14 protein-coding genes are annotated in these 15,472 nt (G+C 75.1%); 3 read left to right on the forward strand and 11 right to left on the reverse strand.

Features of this window, described 5'->3' with window-relative positions; all coding sequences use genetic code 11:
- Positions 1–49: 49 nt before the first annotated feature.
- The 4 genes from ACFC2L_RS03790 to dapE are packed head-to-tail and all read right to left on the reverse strand — an operon-like array spanning position 50 to position 4,238.
- Positions 50–1,267, reverse strand: coding sequence for a hypothetical protein (locus tag ACFC2L_RS03790; RefSeq protein ID WP_375822967.1), 1,218 nt, complete (start codon positions 1,265–1,267; stop codon positions 50–52).
- A complete protein-coding gene (gene folP, locus ACFC2L_RS03795; protein WP_375822968.1) occupies positions 1,264–2,250 on the reverse strand; it encodes a dihydropteroate synthase in 987 nt (328 codons plus the stop codon). The genes ACFC2L_RS03790 and folP overlap by 4 nt, the downstream gene beginning before the upstream one ends.
- A gap of 13 nt (positions 2,251–2,263) precedes the next feature.
- A complete protein-coding gene (locus ACFC2L_RS03800) occupies positions 2,264–3,100 on the reverse strand; it encodes a TIGR00730 family Rossman fold protein (protein WP_375822969.1) in 837 nt (278 codons plus the stop codon).
- A 10-nt stretch (positions 3,101–3,110) separates the two neighbouring features.
- Complete coding sequence (dapE, locus tag ACFC2L_RS03805; protein WP_375822970.1) at positions 3,111–4,238, reverse strand: succinyl-diaminopimelate desuccinylase; 1,128 nt, start codon at positions 4,236–4,238, stop codon at positions 3,111–3,113.
- A gap of 36 nt (positions 4,239–4,274) precedes the next feature.
- Here dapE and dapD point away from each other — a divergent pair, with 36 nt between their 5' ends.
- A complete protein-coding gene (gene dapD / locus ACFC2L_RS03810) occupies positions 4,275–5,267 on the forward strand; it encodes a 2,3,4,5-tetrahydropyridine-2,6-dicarboxylate N-succinyltransferase (protein ID WP_375822971.1) in 993 nt (330 codons plus the stop codon).
- A gap of 28 nt (positions 5,268–5,295) precedes the next feature.
- Complete coding sequence (locus ACFC2L_RS03815) at positions 5,296–6,273, forward strand: hypothetical protein (RefSeq protein ID WP_375822972.1); 978 nt, start codon at positions 5,296–5,298, stop codon at positions 6,271–6,273.
- Positions 6,274–6,348: 75 nt separating this feature from the next.
- Here ACFC2L_RS03815 and ACFC2L_RS03820 read toward each other — a convergent pair whose 3' ends face one another.
- The 3 genes from ACFC2L_RS03820 to fdxA form a co-directional block, all read right to left on the reverse strand.
- Entirely contained in the window at positions 6,349–7,647 is a 1,299-nt protein-coding gene (locus ACFC2L_RS03820; protein ID WP_375822973.1) for a citrate synthase, read from the reverse strand.
- Between the two features lie 126 nt (positions 7,648–7,773).
- Positions 7,774–8,904, reverse strand: coding sequence for a succinyldiaminopimelate transaminase (gene dapC / locus ACFC2L_RS03825; protein WP_375822974.1), 1,131 nt, complete (start codon positions 8,902–8,904; stop codon positions 7,774–7,776).
- 19 nt (positions 8,905–8,923) lie between these two features.
- A complete protein-coding gene (gene fdxA, locus ACFC2L_RS03830; RefSeq protein ID WP_024841122.1) occupies positions 8,924–9,241 on the reverse strand; it encodes a ferredoxin in 318 nt (105 codons plus the stop codon).
- 154 nt (positions 9,242–9,395) lie between these two features.
- On the opposite strand from fdxA, the gene ACFC2L_RS03835 reads away from it, so the two are divergent.
- On the forward strand, positions 9,396–9,698 hold the full coding sequence (locus ACFC2L_RS03835) for a hypothetical protein (protein ID WP_375822975.1): 303 nt from the start codon (positions 9,396–9,398) through the stop codon (positions 9,696–9,698).
- An 8-nt stretch (positions 9,699–9,706) separates the two neighbouring features.
- On the opposite strand, the gene ACFC2L_RS03840 is transcribed toward ACFC2L_RS03835, so the two are convergent.
- From ACFC2L_RS03840 to ACFC2L_RS03855, 4 genes are read right to left on the reverse strand one after another with little or no spacing between them, the layout of a single operon-like run.
- Entirely contained in the window at positions 9,707–10,705 is a 999-nt protein-coding gene (locus tag ACFC2L_RS03840; protein ID WP_375822976.1) for a prephenate dehydrogenase, read from the reverse strand.
- Complete coding sequence (locus ACFC2L_RS03845; protein ID WP_375822977.1) at positions 10,702–11,664, reverse strand: prephenate dehydratase; 963 nt, start codon at positions 11,662–11,664, stop codon at positions 10,702–10,704. The genes ACFC2L_RS03840 and ACFC2L_RS03845 overlap by 4 nt, the downstream gene beginning before the upstream one ends.
- The gene (locus tag ACFC2L_RS03850) at positions 11,661–12,566 is read right to left on the reverse strand and encodes a hypothetical protein (protein ID WP_375822978.1); all 906 of its coding nucleotides are present in this window, start codon (positions 12,564–12,566) and stop codon (positions 11,661–11,663) included. The genes ACFC2L_RS03845 and ACFC2L_RS03850 overlap by 4 nt, the downstream gene beginning before the upstream one ends.
- Before the next feature lie 32 nt (positions 12,567–12,598).
- Entirely contained in the window at positions 12,599–15,433 is a 2,835-nt protein-coding gene (locus tag ACFC2L_RS03855) for a VanW family protein (RefSeq protein WP_375822979.1), read from the reverse strand.
- Positions 15,434–15,472: the final 39 nt, after the last annotated feature.

Genomic DNA, 15,472 nt, shown 5'->3' on the forward strand with positions numbered 1-15,472 from the left:
CGCCCGAGGACAGTCTAGTTCACCCGTGCCGACATCCCGGGCGTCCGGGTCACGGCGGCCAGCCGGACGGCGGGACGAGCCGCCAGAGCGACCACACCCACCACACCTGGCCCGCGACGCCGGCGACCGTCGCGGCGGCCAGCCACGGGCGCGACCGCGTCCACCCGGCGGTGACCGCCACGAGCGGGAAGGCGAGCAGCAGGAACCGCACGAGCGACGTGCCCGGCTGGATCGCCGCGACCAGGTAGGCGAGGTACGCGCCGGACCACGCCTGCATCTCCGGGCCGAGCCGCGCCGCGACCGGGTTGAGCACCAGGGCGGCCGTCGCGAGCAGCACGAGGGCGAGGACCCATGGACCGGCGTCGCCCAGGAGCCATCGCGACACGTCGACCCACGGGACGAAGGGGACGACCTCCGCGCCCCCGCGCCACGCCTCCTGCGTGCGGAAGTACCCCTGGTGCACCCCCGTGACGACGCTGCACGCCCACGGCCACACGAACCCGCTGGCCAGCGCGACCGCGAGGAGGCCACCGAGCCGCGCGACGTCGGGCACGCGCAGGTCGCCCCGGCGCCACCGGACGAACCCGTGCCACAGGACGACCGCCGCCATGGGCAGCGCGACGGCCCGGGAGAAGCCGAGGAGCACGATCACGATCGCCGCCCACCCGTAGCGGCGCCGCGCCAGCAGCAGGAGCGCGGACGCCACGAGGAGCAGCGCCAGGGACTCCGTGTACGCGACCTGGAGCACGGGGCTGGACGGGAAGACGCTGACGAGCAGGACGGTCGCGAGGGGCAGGCCCGGCCTGCGCGCGACCGCCGCGGCGCCCGCCGTCGCGACGAGCCGGTGGATCACGAGCACCGCGCCGGCGCCGCACGCGAGCGCGACCGCGGGCGCGAGCACGTCCCATCCCAGGCCCGTGACGGCGTCGAGGGCGCGGACCAGCGCCGGGAAGAGCGGGAAGAACGCCCAGACGTTCTGCTCGACGGCGCCGTCCGGCCCGACGGGGAGCGTGTCGGGATAGCCGGACGCGTAGATCTGCTCGTACCAGCTCGCGTCCCACATGCGCGCGACGTACGGCACGTACGACGGTGCGGCGTCCGTCCAGGGGTTCGCCTCCTGGGACCTGGCGACGGCGAGGAGGACCACGGCGCTCACGCCGCGCGCGAGGCCGTACACCACGAGGACCTGCGCCCACCACGGCCAGGTGGCCGGACGCAGCAGCCGCGGTCGCCCGTCCGGACCGGCCGCGGCGCGCGGCGTGGTCACGCGAGTCCCCGCAACGGGGCCGCCGGAGGGACCTCGTCGCGCACCGCGGCGACCAGGTCCAGGACGCGCCGGGTCGCCGCGACGTCGTGCGCGCGGAAGACGCGCGCGCCGAGCCACGCGGCGACGGCCGTCGCGGCGAGCGTGCCCTCCAGCCGCTCGTCGGCGGGCAGGTCGAGCGTCTCCCCCACGAAGTCCTTGCGGGACAACGCCATGAGCAGCGGGAACCCGAGGTCCGCGAGAACCTCGGTCCGGCGCAGGAGGTGCAGGGAGTGCCACGTGTTCTTGCCGAAGTCGTGCGTCGGGTCGACGAGGACCGACGCCGGCGGGACCCCGCACGCGACCGCGCGCTCCGCCGCCGCGCGGAGGGTCGCCACGACGTCCTGGACGACGCCGTCGCGCGGGTCCGCGGCACCGGGCCGGGCGGGATACGCGACGCGGAACGGGTCGGTGCGCGGGGTCGCGCCCCCGGTGTGCGAGCACACGACCCCGACGCCGTGCTCGCCCGCGACCTCGACGAGCCGCGGGTCATGACCTGCCCACGTGTCGTTGATGAGGTCGGCTCCCGCGAGCGCCGCCTCGTGCGCCACCTCGGCCCGCCACGTGTCGACGCTGACGAGCAGGTCCGGGAACTCCGCGCGCACCCGGGCGACGAACGGCACGACACGGCGGACCTCTTCCGCGGGTGTCACCTCCGGCCCCACGCCGGCCCGCACGCCGCCCACGTCGAGGATCTCCGCGCCCTCGACCGCCGCGCGCTCGACCGCCGCGAGCGCGGCGCGGTCGTCGAGCTGGCGCGCCCCCGCGTAGAACGAGTCGTCGGTCCGGTTGAGGATCGCCATCACGGCGGGCCGGGCGAGGGTCCGCCCGCGCAGCACGAGCGACGTGCCGCGGGGCGGCACCCCGAGCGGCGGCAGCGGCAGGGGGCCGTCGTCGGGTCGCGCCGCCGTCGGCCCGGTGGGCGCGGCCGAGCCAGGTGACGTCATCGCGCCGCGGCCGTCAGCTCGCGTCGCCGGCCTGCGCCCGGGCGAGCTCCTCGGTCGCCTCGAGCTCCTCGGCGCGCAGCTCGGCGCCGCGGTCGCATACGTACGCGACGGCCTCGGCGGGGTCGTCGCACAGGTGGACGAGGTCGAGGTCGTGCGCGCTGATCATGCCGCGTCCGGCGACCGCGGTCCGGGCCCAGTCGAGCAACCCGCTCCAGTAGTCGGTCCCGACGAGCGCCACGGGGAACTCGGTGATCTTGTGGGTCTGCACGAGCGTGAGCGCCTCGAACAGCTCGTCGAACGTCCCGAAGCCCCCGGGCAGGACGACGAAGCCCTGCGCGTACTTGACGAACATCGTCTTGCGGGCGAAGAAGTAGCGGAAGTTCACGCCGAGGTTGACGTACCGGTTCATGCCCTGCTCGAACGGGAGCTCGATGCCGAGACCGATCGACAGCCCGCCCGCCTCGGACGCGCCCTTGTTGGCCGCCTCCATGATGCCCGGTCCCCCGCCCGTGATGACGGCGAAGCCCTCGTCGACGAGGCGACGGCCGACGTCCTCGGCCAGCGCGTAGTCCGTGTGGTCCGGCTTGGTCCGGGCCGACCCGAAGACGGACACGGCCGGGCCGACCTCCGCCAGCGCGCCGAAGCCCTCGACGAACTCGCTCTGGATCCGCATCACGCGCCACGGGTCCGAGTGGACCCAGTCCGCGCTGCCCCCCGTGTCGAGGAGACGCTGGTCGGTCGTCTGGCGCGGGATCTGGTCCCCGCGCAGCAGGACCGGCCCCTTGCGGTACCCCGTCCCGGCCTGGGGCAGGCCGTCGTCGGAACCCTGGTCACGCACCGTGTCGCTCATGGTCACGAGCCTATGTCGCAGGGGCGGCCGTGAGCCACGCACGCAGCGCCTCGCGGCACAGCGCGAGCTCGCCGACCGGGCACCGCTCGTCGTCCTTGTGGGCGAGCAGCGGGTCTCCCGGGCCGAAGTTCACCGCGGGGACGCCCAGCTCCGCGAAGCGCGCGACGTCGGTCCAGCCGTACTTCGGGGCCGGCGCGCCGCCCGTGACGCCCAGCACCGCGGCGGCGAAGTCCGCCGCGAGCGGGTCGTCCAGCCCCGGGCGCGCGCCCGGTGCGGCGTCGGTGAGCACCACCTCGAAGCCGGCGAGCAGCTCGCGGACGTGCTGCTCCGCCTCGGCGACCGAGCGCGACGGCGCGAACCGGAAGTTCACCGTGACCACGCACTCGTCCGGGATCACGTTGCCCGCGATCCCGCCGCGGATCCCCACCGCGTTCATGCCCTCCCGGTAGACCAGGCCGTCGACCTCGATCTCCTGCGGGACGTACGCCGCCAGCCGGTCGAGCACCTCGTGCGCGGCGTGGATCGCGTTGGCGCCCGTCCAGGAGCGCGCGGAGTGCGCCGCGACCCCGGGGACGCGCACGTCGACCCGCAGCGTGCCGTTGCACCCGCCCTCGAGACCGGCGGACGTCGGCTCGCCGAGGACCGCGAAGTCGGCCGCGAGCAGGTCGGGACGGTTGCGCGCGAGGCGCCCGAGCCCGTTGAGGTCGGACGCGACCTCCTCGTTGTCGTAGAACACCCACGTCACGTCCTGCGCCGGGGCGTCGAGCTCGGCCGCGAGCGCGAGCGCGACCGCGACGCCGCCCTTCATGTCGACCGTCCCACGGCCCCAGACCTCGGCGTGCGCACCCTCCCCCACGACTCGCGTGGGCAGGTTCGGCGGGTCCGTGAGGGGCACCGTGTCCAGGTGGCCCGCGACCACGACGCGCCGCTCCCGGCCGAGCGACGTGCGCGCGACCACCGTGTCGCCGTCGCGCACCACCTCCAGGTGCCGGTACGCACGCAGCGCCGTCTCGACCGCGTCCGCGAGCGTCCGCTCGTCGCCGCTCACCGACGGCGTGTCGCACACGGCGCGGAAGAGCGCGACGAGGTCGCCGCGGAGGTCGAGGACGGGCGTGGTGCCGGTGGTGGGAGAGGTCACGCCAGCACCCTACCCGCGGCGGATAGGGTGGGGCGCATGACTTCTGCGACCCCCGCGACCGCCCCCTCCGCGGCCGCGTCCGAGCCGCGTACGGCGTGGGGCTACGGCCTGGCGACCGTCACCGACGACGACACGACCCTCGACGTCTGGTACCCGGCCCCGGCGCTCGGCAGCGCCCCCGCGGACACGACCGTCCCCGCCTCTCTCGACGCGCTCGCCGAGCGCGACGAGCTGCGCGGCGTGGACGTCATCGTGGTCCGGACCGAGATCGACCTCGACGCCGCCCCCGCCGACACCGCCGACGCGTACCTGCGACTCCACCTGCTCTCCCACCGCCTCGTCGCGCCGCATGGCCAGAACCTCGACGGCCTCTTCGGCGTCCTGACGAACGTCGTCTGGACCAACCACGGTCCGTGCGCGGTCGACGGCTTCGAGGAGACGCGCCTCCGCCTGCGCGCGGCCGGCCAGACCGTCACCGTGTACGGCGTGGACAAGTTCCCCCGCATGGTCGACTACGTCGTCCCCGCGGGCGTCCGCGTCGCCGACGCCGATCGGGTGCGCCTCGGGGCCCACCTCGCGCCCGGCACCACCGTCATGCACGAGGGCTTCGTCAACTTCAACGCCGGGACGCTCGGCACCTCGATGGTCGAGGGTCGCATCTCGGCCGGCGTCGTCGTCGGCGACGGCTCCGACGTCGGGGGCGGCGCCTCGATCATGGGCACCCTCTCCGGGGGCGGCCGCGAGGTCATCTCCGTCGGGCAGCGCTCGCTCCTCGGCGCCAACGCGGGCCTGGGCATCCCCCTGGGCGACGACTGCGTCGTCGAGTCCGGCCTGTACGTCACCGCGGGGACCAAGGTGACCGTCGTCGGGCAGACCGGCGCCGACGGTGCGCCGCTCGTCGTCAAGGCGCGCGAGCTCTCCGGCCGCTCCGGCATCCTGTTCCGCCGCAACTCGCTCACCGGCGGTGTCGAGGCCGTGTCCCGCACCGGTGCCGGCGTCGAGCTCAACGCCGCGCTGCACGCCAACTGACCCGCCGACGAGCACGACGGCGCCCCGCATGACCGCGACCCGAGCCCCCCGCTCCCGGGACCTGCCCGACGTCGGTCGCCCGCGCCGCCGGCGCCGCCCGCTCCGCGCCGCGGTCACCCTCCTCACGGTGGCCGCGGTCGGGGTGGGCGGCGTCGTCGTCGCTCTCAACCGGCTCGACGACGAGACGCCCGTCGCCGAGCGGTGCGCGGCCACCGCCGACGGCCGCACCTGGTACCTGTCCGTCACGCAGGCGGACAACGCCGCGCTCGTCGCGGGCACCGCCGTGCGCCGCGGCCTCCCCGCCCGCGCCGCGACCATCGGGCTCGCGACCGCGCTCCAGGAGTCCCGCCTCGTCAACATCGACTACGGCGACCGCGACTCCGTCGGCCTGTTCCAGCAGCGCCCGTCGCAGGGCTGGGGCAGCGTCGAGGAGATCATGGACCCGGTGTACTCGAGCAACGCGTTCTACGACGTGCTCGAGACGGTCGAGGGCTACGAGGCGATGGAGGTCACCGTCGCCGCGCAGACCGTCCAGCGGTCCGGCTTCCCCGACGCGTACGCGCAGCACGAGCCGCGATCCCGCGCCTGGGCCTCCGCGCTCTCCGGCTGGTCCCCCGCGTCGCTCACGTGCGACCTCGCCCCCGTCGCCACGACGGAGGTCCCCACCGACGGCGCCGCGACGCAGCCGTTCCAGGACCGCCTCGCCCGCGACCTCGGCGACGGCGCCCGGGTCGAGCCCTTCGACGGCGGCGACGGGAGCACCCTCCAGGTCGACGCCTCCGGGCTGCCGGCCGCCGGCGAGGACGGCGGCCTCGACCGTGCGGCCTGGGCCGTCGCGCAGTGGGCGGTCGCCACCGCGGACGCGACGAACGTCGTCGCCGTCGAGGTCGGGGACCGCCGCTGGTCCCGCGACGACTCGACGTGGAGCGCGCTCGACCCCGACGAGCTTGCCCCGCTCGACGCGGGCCTCGTCCGCGTCCACGTCGCCGTCCCCGACGAGGACTGACCGGCAGCTACCGGAGACGACGGACGCCGCGTCGCTCACCGAGGGTGAGCGACGCGGCGTCCGGAGGAGCGGGTGTCAGCGGTCGGAGACCGGGACGTAGTCGCGCTCGGTCTCGCCGACGTAGACCTGGCGGGGGCGGCCGATCTTGGTCTGGGGGTCCTTCATCATCTCGCGCCACTGCGCGATCCAGCCGGGCATGCGGCCGAGGGCGAAGAGCGGCGTGAACATCGCGGGCGAGAAGCCCATGGCCTTGTAGATGAGGCCCGTGTAGAAGTCGACGTTCGGGTAGAGCTTGCGCTCGATGAAGTAGTCGTCGTTGAGCGCGATCTCCTCGAGGCCCATCGCGATGTCGAGGAGCTGGTCCTTCTTGCCGAGCGTCGAGAGCACGGCGTCGGCGGACTTCTTCACGATGGCGGCGCGCGGGTCGTAGTTCTTGTAGACCCGGTGCCCGAAGCCCATGAGGCGGACGCCGTCCTCCTTGTTCTTCACCTTCTTCATGAAGGTGTCGACGTCGTACTCGGCGCCCGCGATCTTGTCGAGCATCGTCAGCACTGACTCGTTGGCGCCGCCGTGCAGCGGGCCGGAGAGCGCGTTGACGCCTGCGGCGACGGACGCGTAGAGGTTGGCGTGCGACGAGCCGACGACGCGGACCGTCGAGGTCGAGCAGTTCTGCTCGTGGTCGGCGTGCAGGATGAGCAGCTTGTCGAGCGCGTCGACGACGACCGGGTCCGCCTCGTACTGCTGGTACGGCGTCGCGAACGTCATGCGCAGGAAGTCGTCGACGTACCCGCGGGAGTAGTCGGGGTAGAGCAGCGGCTCACCGACGCGGCGGCGGTGCAGGTAAGAGGTGATGGTGCGCGTCTTCGCGAGGAGCAGGACCGTCGCGAGCTCGACGGTCTCGTCGTCGAACGGGTCGAGCGACTCGGGGTAGAACGTCGACAGCGCGTTGATCGCGGAGGAGAGCACGGCCATCGGGTGGGCGTTGCGCGGGAACGTCCCCATGAAGGTGCGGAAGTCCTCGTGCACCAGCGTGTGCCGGTTCACGCGCTCGACGAACGCCTCGAGCGTCGGGGTGTCGGGGAGCTCGCCGTGGATGAGCAGGTACGCGACCTCGAGGAAGCTCGACTGCTCGGCGAGCTGCTCGATGGGGTACCCGCGGTACCGCAGGATGCCGGCGTCACCGTCGATGTAGGTGATGCTCGACTCGCACGACGCCGTGTTCATGAAGCCCGGGTCCACCGTCACGAGGCCGGTCGACTTGAGCAAGGAGGACACGACGATGCCGTCGTTGCCGTCGGTCGCCGTGACCACGGGCAGGTCCTGCGCCTGGTCGTCGACGAGGAGGCGGACCTTCGCCTGCTGAGTGGTGGTCATGGTTCCCTTCCTGCTGCTGCTCGCGCCGTTGCCGCGCGGTCGACCGTACCCCGCTTCACCCGCACGTGACCAATCCTGAACCGTCACGAGAACACCACGCCTCTGTGAGGCAGGTCACGTCAGAGATCAGGCTCCGGAGAGTCGAGCGGCGGCCTCGTGGACGCGCTCGTCGGACGCGGTGAGCGCGACGCGCACGTGGCCCGAGCCCTCCGGTCCGTAGAACGCTCCGGGCCCGACGAGTATGCCGAGATCGGCGAGGTCGGACACGGTCCGCCAGCAGTCGCCGGCGTGGTCACCGGCCGGCCGCGTCCACAGGTAGAGGCCCGCCTCGGAGTGGTCGACCTGCAGCCCCGCGTCGCCGAGCGCCCCGACGAGCACCTCGCGTCGCCGCGCGTACACGTCGCGCTGCGCGGCGACGTGGGCGTCGTCGGACAGCGCGGCCACCATCGCCGCCTGCACGGGCGCGGGCACGATCATGCCCAGGTGCTTGCGCGTCGCGAGCAGGTCCGCGACGAGCGCGGCGTCGCCCGCGACGAACGCGGCGCGGTAGCCGGCCATGCTCGACTGCTTCGAGAGCGAGTACGTGACGAGCAGCCCCTCGCGGGACCCGCCGGAGACGGCCGGGTCGAGCAGGCTCGGCACGCCGGTCGAGGCGTACGGCTCGGCCCACGCGAGCTCCGCGTAGCACTCGTCGCTCGCGACGACCGCCCCGATCTCACGGGCCGCCGCGACGACGCGCGCGAGGTGGGCGGCGTCGAGCACGCGCCCGGTCGGGTTGCTCGGGGAGTTCACCCAGACGAGCCGGACGTCGGCCCGCCCCGCCCACTCGTCGACGTCGTCGGTCGCGAGCGGCGTCGCGCCCGCGAGGCGCGCGCCGACGTCGTACGTGGGGTACGCGGTCCGGGGGTGCACGACGACGTCTCCGGGCCCGAGACGCAGGAGCGCGGGCAGGAGCCCGACGAGCTCCTTGCTGCCGACCGTGGGCAGCACCGCGTCCGGGTCGAGTCCGGGCACCCCGCGGCGCCGCGCGAACCAGGCGGCGACCGCCTCGCGCAGCGCCGGGGTGCCGTGCGTCGTCGGGTAGCCGTGCGCGTCCGAGGCGGCGGCGAGCGCGTCGCGCACGACCGCCGGCGTCGGGTCGACGGGCGTCCCGACGGAGAGGTCCACGACGCCGCGCGGGTGCGCGCGGGCGCGCTCCGCGTACGGGGTCAGGGTGTCCCAGGGATAGGCGAGACCAGAGAGGTCGGCGAGTCCCACGAGCGCCGGCGCCGGGTGCTCAGGCCTGCGGCGGCAGAGCGGCGATCATCGGGTCGTCCTTCTCGATGAGACCCATCTTCGCGGCGCCGCCGGGCGAGCCGAGGTCGTCGAAGAACTCGACGTTGGCGCGGTAGTAGTCGCTCCACTCCGTCGGCACGTCGTCCTCGTAGTAGATCGCCTCGACCGGGCAGACCGGCTCGCAGGCGCCGCAGTCCACGCACTCGTCGGGGTGGATGTACAGCGACCGCTTGCCCTCGTAGATGCAGTCGACAGGACACTCCTCGATGCACGCCTTGTCCTTGACGTCCACGCACGGCTGAGCGATCACGTAAGTCACGACCGAGTACCTTTCTGGATTCGTCCGGACCCCGACCCGGCGAGGGGCGAGGTCACGACAGGGAGACGCAGGACTAGTATCGCTCAGGTCGGGCCGTGCCCGACCCTCCCTGACCAGCCCGTGGACGAACGTCACAGACCCGAGGAGCGCTGCCGTGCCCGACGCGCCCTGGACGACGTGGACCCCGGGCACGCGGGTGGTGGTGCGCCGTCGCCTCACGCCCGACGAGGCCGCCGCGGCGGGCAAGCCGCTCACGGACGTGATCGGCGTGGTCGTCCGGACCACCGCCACGGAGCTGGTCCTGCGCGAGGACGCGGGCGGGAGCGTCGCCCCGCCGCACCGTGGCCACGGAGCGCACGACGACGTCCCGCCCCTCGTGCAGGTCCCGCTCGACGCGATCGTCGCGGGCAAGCCGGTGCCGCCGCGCCCCCCGCGACGCCCGGCCTCCCCGCGGTAACGCCGCCGTCAGGCGACGACGACCGCGTCGTCCGCGACGTCCACGACGACCGCGCCCCGGGCACCGGCGTCGCTCAGCGCCGTGCGCCAGTCCCCCGCCGCGTCGAGATCGACCCGCCGCGGCTCCCCGCTGCCCGGCGCGCGAACCGGACCGCGGACCGGCTCGGGCCGGTCGAAGAACTCCCCCACCGGCGCGTTCGACTCGAGCGCCGCGACGAGCTGCTCGAGGTCGCGCACGACCACGCGCAGGGCGGACGCCACCCAGGCGGCGTTGTCGGTGACCATCGCCTCGGTGCGCCGCGGGTCGGTGCGTCCCACCCGCGTCGCGTCCCGGAAGCTGCCCGCGGCGAGCCCGCGCGCGACGTCCCGCACGGGTGCGTCCGCGACGACGCCCAGGAGCTCGGTGGCGAGCACGTGCGGGACGTGGCTGACGAGCGCCGTCGACTCGTCGTGGACGTCGTCGGTGAGGACGTGCACCGTCCCGCCGAGCGGTCCGGTCACGAGCCGCAGCACCGTGACGAACGCCTCGCGGCGCGTCGTCCCGTCGACCGTGACGGCCCAGCGTGCGCCGTCGAGCATCCGCGGGTCGGACGCCTCGAACCCCGAGTGCTCGGTGCCGGCCATGGGGTGCGCCCCGACGTAGCGCGCGTCGAGGCCGGCCGAGCGGACGGCGTCGCGCACCGCGCCCTTGACGCTCCCGACGTCCGTGACGACGGTCGCGCCGCGCACGTGCCGCGCGACCTCGGCCGCGACCGCCCGCATGGCCCGCAGCGGGACCGCGAGCACGAGGACGTCGGGCTCCGCCGCGCACACGTCGGCCACGTCGCCGACGACCCGGAGGCCCGCGGCGCGGGCCGCGGCGCGCGTGGTGGCCGTCGCGTCGTAGGCGGTCACGTCGACGCCCTGCTCGTGCAGGAGGCGCGCGACCGAGCCGCCGACCAGCCCGAGCCCGACGACCCCGACCCGCAGCGCGGCGGTCTCGTCCGGGCGCTCGACGTCGGCCGTCACCACAGCAGCCCCGCCGCGAGCGCGGACGGATCTGCCGAGGAGTCGACGCTGCCCACCGGGACGTGCGCGACGTCGACGTCGGCGTGCACCGACTCGTCCAGCTCGCCGCGCGCGGGCACGACCCCGAGGGTCTTGAGCGAGTCGCCCGCGCGGACCAGGTCGTCGAGCACGGCCCGGACCGGCGCGTCCCACGGCGCGCCGTCCACCGTCAGGACGAACACGTACGTGCCGGCCACCGCCTTGAGCGGGCGCGTGATGAGGCTCGACAGGTTGACGCCGCGCTCGCCGAAGGACCGCGTGATCCGGGCGAGCACGCCCGGCCCCGTGACGACCGGGGTCACCGCGAGCATGGTGCGCCACGGACCGTCGCCGCGCGTGCGCGCGGCCTCCAGCGTCGCCGACGCCTCCGCCCGCGGCGCGAGCACGAGGAAGCGCGTGCGGGCACCCGCGAAGTCCTCGACCGCGCGCTCGAACGTCTCCAGCCCGTACAGCTCGCCGCAGATCGTCGGCCCGAGCGCGACCTGGTGCGGCCCCGCGTCCCGGCACGCCGCCGCGTTCGACGACGCGGCGCGCGGGGCGAGGCCCGTCCGGCGGACGAACTCCTGGCACTGCGCGAGGCCGTGCGGGTGGGCCGTGACCTCGGTCAGCTCGCCGTGGCCGGGACGCACGAACGCGTCGAACGAGATGTCGAGCACGAGCTCGTCGACCGCGACGACCGTCGCGCTCCCGACGATCGCGTCGAGCGACGGCACCACGTAGCCCTCGACCGTGTTCTCGATCGCCACGACCCCGCGCGCGAGGTCTCCCGCGGCGACCCCGGCGAACACGTCCGCCACCGTCGTGCGCGCCGCGAGACGGGCCGACCGGAACGCCTGGCCCTCCCCGCGGTCGGCGCACCAACCGGCGGCCGCCTGGTGCGTGAACGACCCCTCCGGGCCGAGGTAGCCGACGACGCTCACGCGCGCACGGGGTCCGGCGCCGACGCCCAGCGCGGCGCGAGCGCGTCCGGACCGGGCACGAACTCCTGCCCGGGCAGGACGGCGAGCAGCCGGTGCGCGACGCCGCGCTCCGCGAAGCCCGCGACGAGGCCGTCCAGCGTCGCGGCGTCCGGGCAGGAGAACGCGCAGAAGAAGATGTGCGTCCCGGTCTGCGAGCGGTGGCTGCGCAGGTGCTGGAGATCGATGCCGGCCTGGGCGACGAGCCCGAGCGTCTGCTGCAGCGAGCCGCGGTGGTCGTCCCGGGGCCCGAACGCGAGCCAGACCTGCGCGACGCCGTCGGCCCGCGGCACCACGTCCCGGCTCTCCAGGAGGCCGTACCAGACGGGCGCGCCGTCCCCGAGGACCTCGCTCCCGGCGAGCTCCGTGTACCCGAGCGCGGCGAGGGGGCCTGCGGCCACGGAGCGCTCCACGACGAGGCTGCCGTCCGGGCCGGCGAGCGCGACGCGCTCCTCCAGGCTCGTCCGCGTCGGGACGAGGGACGGGCTCACCCCCATCGTGCGCAGCACGTGGCGGCGGTCGCGCATGCCCGCCTCGTCCACGACGACGTGCCCCGTCAGGTCCCGGGCGGCGGCCGACCGCCCGACCCAGACCCACTGCGCCGGCACGGCCGACGCACCCGTGAGCACGAGCGAGGGCGGCGCCGCGAGCAGCGCCCGCTCGAGCTCGTGCGACGGCTGCGCGGGGTGCCCCAGGTGCACGACGGCGGACAGCCCGTCGATGCTCGCGACGGTCGACAGCGTCGCCGTCGTCGACCCGAGGTCGAGCAGCGCGTCCGCCTCGGCGGGGTCGCCGGCGACCCAGCCTGCCGCCGTGGCGGCGAGCAGCGCCTGCGCGCCCGACTCCCGTTCGCTGCGTCCGAGCATGGGACCTCCGTGTGTGTGGTGGACCGGGTCGTCTACTCGCAGACGACCGCGTTGTCCGGCTTGTACGTCCACCGGTAGGACTCGTCCTTGACGAGCTCCCCCTCGTGGTAGACCTTGCGGTAGTTCGTGATGGAGAAACCCGGGCTGCCCGCGGGCGTCGGGGCGCAGTCGGCGCCCGAGTGCGTGACCGTCGTGGGCTGGACGACGTTCGACTTGCCGCTCGACGACGTCTCCACGTCGTAGTACTTGGTGCTCCAGATCGCGACGTGCAGCTCGCCGCCGCCGACCCAGGACTGCATGAGGACGCCGTACGGGGTGTCGTTCTTGAACTTCATGTCGATCGAGCCCACGAAGATCGTCGCCTCGCGCCCCGCGGGGTACCGGTCGAACCAGTAGCTGTGCGGCCGGTGCTCGACGTCCTCGAGCCCCGCGAAGAAGCCCGCGTTGTACGTGGTCGTCGCCATCTGGGACAGGCCGCCGCCGACGCCCTCGGTGTGCCGCCCGCTCTCGACGATGCCCGCGGCGAAGTAGCCGCCCTCGAGCGTGATCGGCGACAGCGTGTCGACGAGCGAGAACGTCTCGCCGGGCTTGACGAGCGTCCCTGTCACCTTCTCGGCGCCGCGGCGCAGGTTCGCGGTGCGGACCGGGACGTTGGGCACGGGGGTCGAGAACTCCGAGACCTTCTCCGTGATCCCGAGAGCCTCGAGCGCGGCCACCGACTGCGCCGGGTCGGACTCCACGAGCTCGACGGTCGCGGTCCGCTCGTCGCCCGAGGCCGCCGTCGTGACGGCCGTCGCGATCGCCGCGGGGTCGATGGTCGTGCCCGGCTCCCCGCCCTCGATGACGGGGGCGCCGTCCTGGAAGACGAAGTGGGCGTCGTCCGCGGCGGTGAGCAGGTCGTTCGTCCGGTCGACGACCGACTGGACGAGCATCGCCCCGTCGAAGGTCAGGGTGAGCACGCCGTCGGCCGCCTGGAAGGAGGCGGCAGCCGCGAGAGCCTCCGGCGGCAGCTCGGGGTTCTGGCCGCCGACGGACACGACGACGGGCGCGGACACGACCTTCTGCGCCTGCGCGAGCGCGGCGTCGGTCTCCTCCTGCGTGATCGCGGGCTCCACGGGCTCGGTCGGCAGCGCGACCGGGCCGTCCGTGACGAGCCAGCTCCCGGTGACGGCCGCCGGGACCTCGTCGGTCACGAGGGCCGAGCCGTCGGCCGCCGGCGTGCTCGTCGGCGCGCCGTCCACGAACTGCACCGTGCCGTCGACCGGCTCGATCTCGAGGCTCCCCCGCAGCGCCTCGACCTGGGCGTCGAGCGCGGCGTCGTCGATCGAGAGCACCGGCGCCTCGTCCTGGCCGCCGAAGAGGTGCTGCCACAGCCGGGCCGGGCTCATCGAGAAGGCGGTGAGCTCCTCGGCGGTGGCCGCGGCGTCGAACGTCAGCCCGGCGGCCGCCGGGTCGAGGGTCGTGCTCGCCTCGCCCGCCGTGAGCGTGACCGGCTCGGCCGCACGCGGTCCGAGCTCGGCCTCGAGCGTGTCCTGCGCCGCCGTCCGGGTCTGACCCCCGACGTCCACGCCGGCGACGCTCGTCCCGCTCGGGACCTTGTCCGAGAAGAACCACTGCGCACCGGTGTAGATGCCGCCGAGGACGAGCACGCCGACGCCGGTCCACAGCAGCCCGCGCACCCAGCCGCGCCGCGGCGCCTCCTCCTCGAAGCCCTCGAAGGGCGAGGTCTCCCGCGACTCGTCGGGCGGGACGGGGCTGAAGGCGCCGGCCAGGCCCGCCGCCGGCGCGACCCCGGGGGTCGCCGCCGGTGCCGCCGCCTCCGTCGCGGCCGGAGGAGCCGGCCGGACGGACGTGCGGACGACCGGGGCCGGCCGCGACCACGGGTCGACGGGCGGGATCACCTGCGTGGCGTCCGACGCCGACGTCGGCTCCGCAGCACCGGGCGACGCGACGGGCGAGGCGGGTGCCTGCGGCGACACCACGGGCACCACGGCCGTCTGGTCGGCGTCGGGCTCCTCCGCCGCGGGCACCGCCGCGGCTCGGGCCCCGGCTTTCGGTGCCGCGGCGGACGGGTCGACCGGATCGACGGACGGGTCGCCCGTCACCGCGGCGGGCTGCGCCTCGGAGCCGGGCGAGGGGACGAGCACGGCCGGGACGCTGGGGTCGAACGCGAACACGCGCGGGACGTACGGCTCGTCCTCGTCGTCGCCGCCCTGCGCGGACGCCTCGCCCTCGGGCGCGGTCGGCGCCTCCGGCGCCGATGCAGACGCGGCAGCATCGCCCCGTGACTCGACCGTCGCGGCGGCGTCGGTCGTCGCGCTCACCTCGACGCTGCCGACCCCGACCGGGTCGTCCTCGGGGCCCGAGGCCACCGCAGAGACGTCCGCGCCCGCCGTCGGCGTCGCGGCCGCCGGTCGCTCCGCGGCCTCGGGCTCGACCGGCGCGGCGGGCTCGACCGGCGCAGCGTCCTCCGTCCCGGCCTCGGCCGGTCCGACGGGCTCGGCCGGCTCCACGGGATCCGCCACCGCCTCGCCGGCGACGTCCCCGGGGGTCTCGTTCGTCACGACGTCCGGCTCCTCGACCTGGTCGGTGGGGGCCTCCACCGCCGGGGCCTCCACGGCAGCCGTCGCCGGCTCCGCGAGGTCCTCGACCTGACCGGCCGGTGCCGCGGGCTCCGCAGGCGCGTCGTCCCGCTCCGCCGCCGCAGGCACCTCGTCCTGCTCGGCAGGCGCCGTCTCCTCGGCCGTCCCGTCGCCGCGGACCGCGTCGCCCTCGCGCTCCGCGGTGTCGTCGACCGTCGCGGGCGCGTCGTCACCGGCGTCGTCGACGGGCGCGGCCGCCTCACCGGGCGCGGCGGGCTCGGGCACCTGACCGGGCGCAGCGTCCTGCGGGGAGTCGAGTTCGGC

The organism is Cellulosimicrobium sp. NPDC055967 (assembly GCF_042269845.1).
GTDB lineage: Bacteria > Actinomycetota > Actinomycetes > Actinomycetales > Cellulomonadaceae > Cellulosimicrobium.

What these genes read in the sequence shown, in the direction of transcription:
- dapD (WP_375822971.1), top strand. Translation starts at nt 4,275, where the DNA reads ATGACTTCTGCGACCCCCGCGACCGCCCCCTCCGCGGCCGCGTCCGAG.
- ACFC2L_RS03850 (WP_375822978.1), bottom strand. Translation starts at nt 12,566, where the DNA reads ATGCTCGGACGCAGCGAACGGGAGTCGGGCGCGCAGGCGCTGCTCGCC.
- folP (WP_375822968.1), bottom strand. Translation starts at nt 2,250, where the DNA reads ATGACGTCACCTGGCTCGGCCGCGCCCACCGGGCCGACGGCGGCGCGA.
- ACFC2L_RS03800 (WP_375822969.1), bottom strand. Translation starts at nt 3,100, where the DNA reads ATGAGCGACACGGTGCGTGACCAGGGTTCCGACGACGGCCTGCCCCAG.
- ACFC2L_RS03820 (WP_375822973.1), bottom strand. Translation starts at nt 7,647, where the DNA reads ATGACCACCACTCAGCAGGCGAAGGTCCGCCTCCTCGTCGACGACCAG.
- ACFC2L_RS03815 (WP_375822972.1), top strand. Translation starts at nt 5,296, where the DNA reads ATGACCGCGACCCGAGCCCCCCGCTCCCGGGACCTGCCCGACGTCGGT.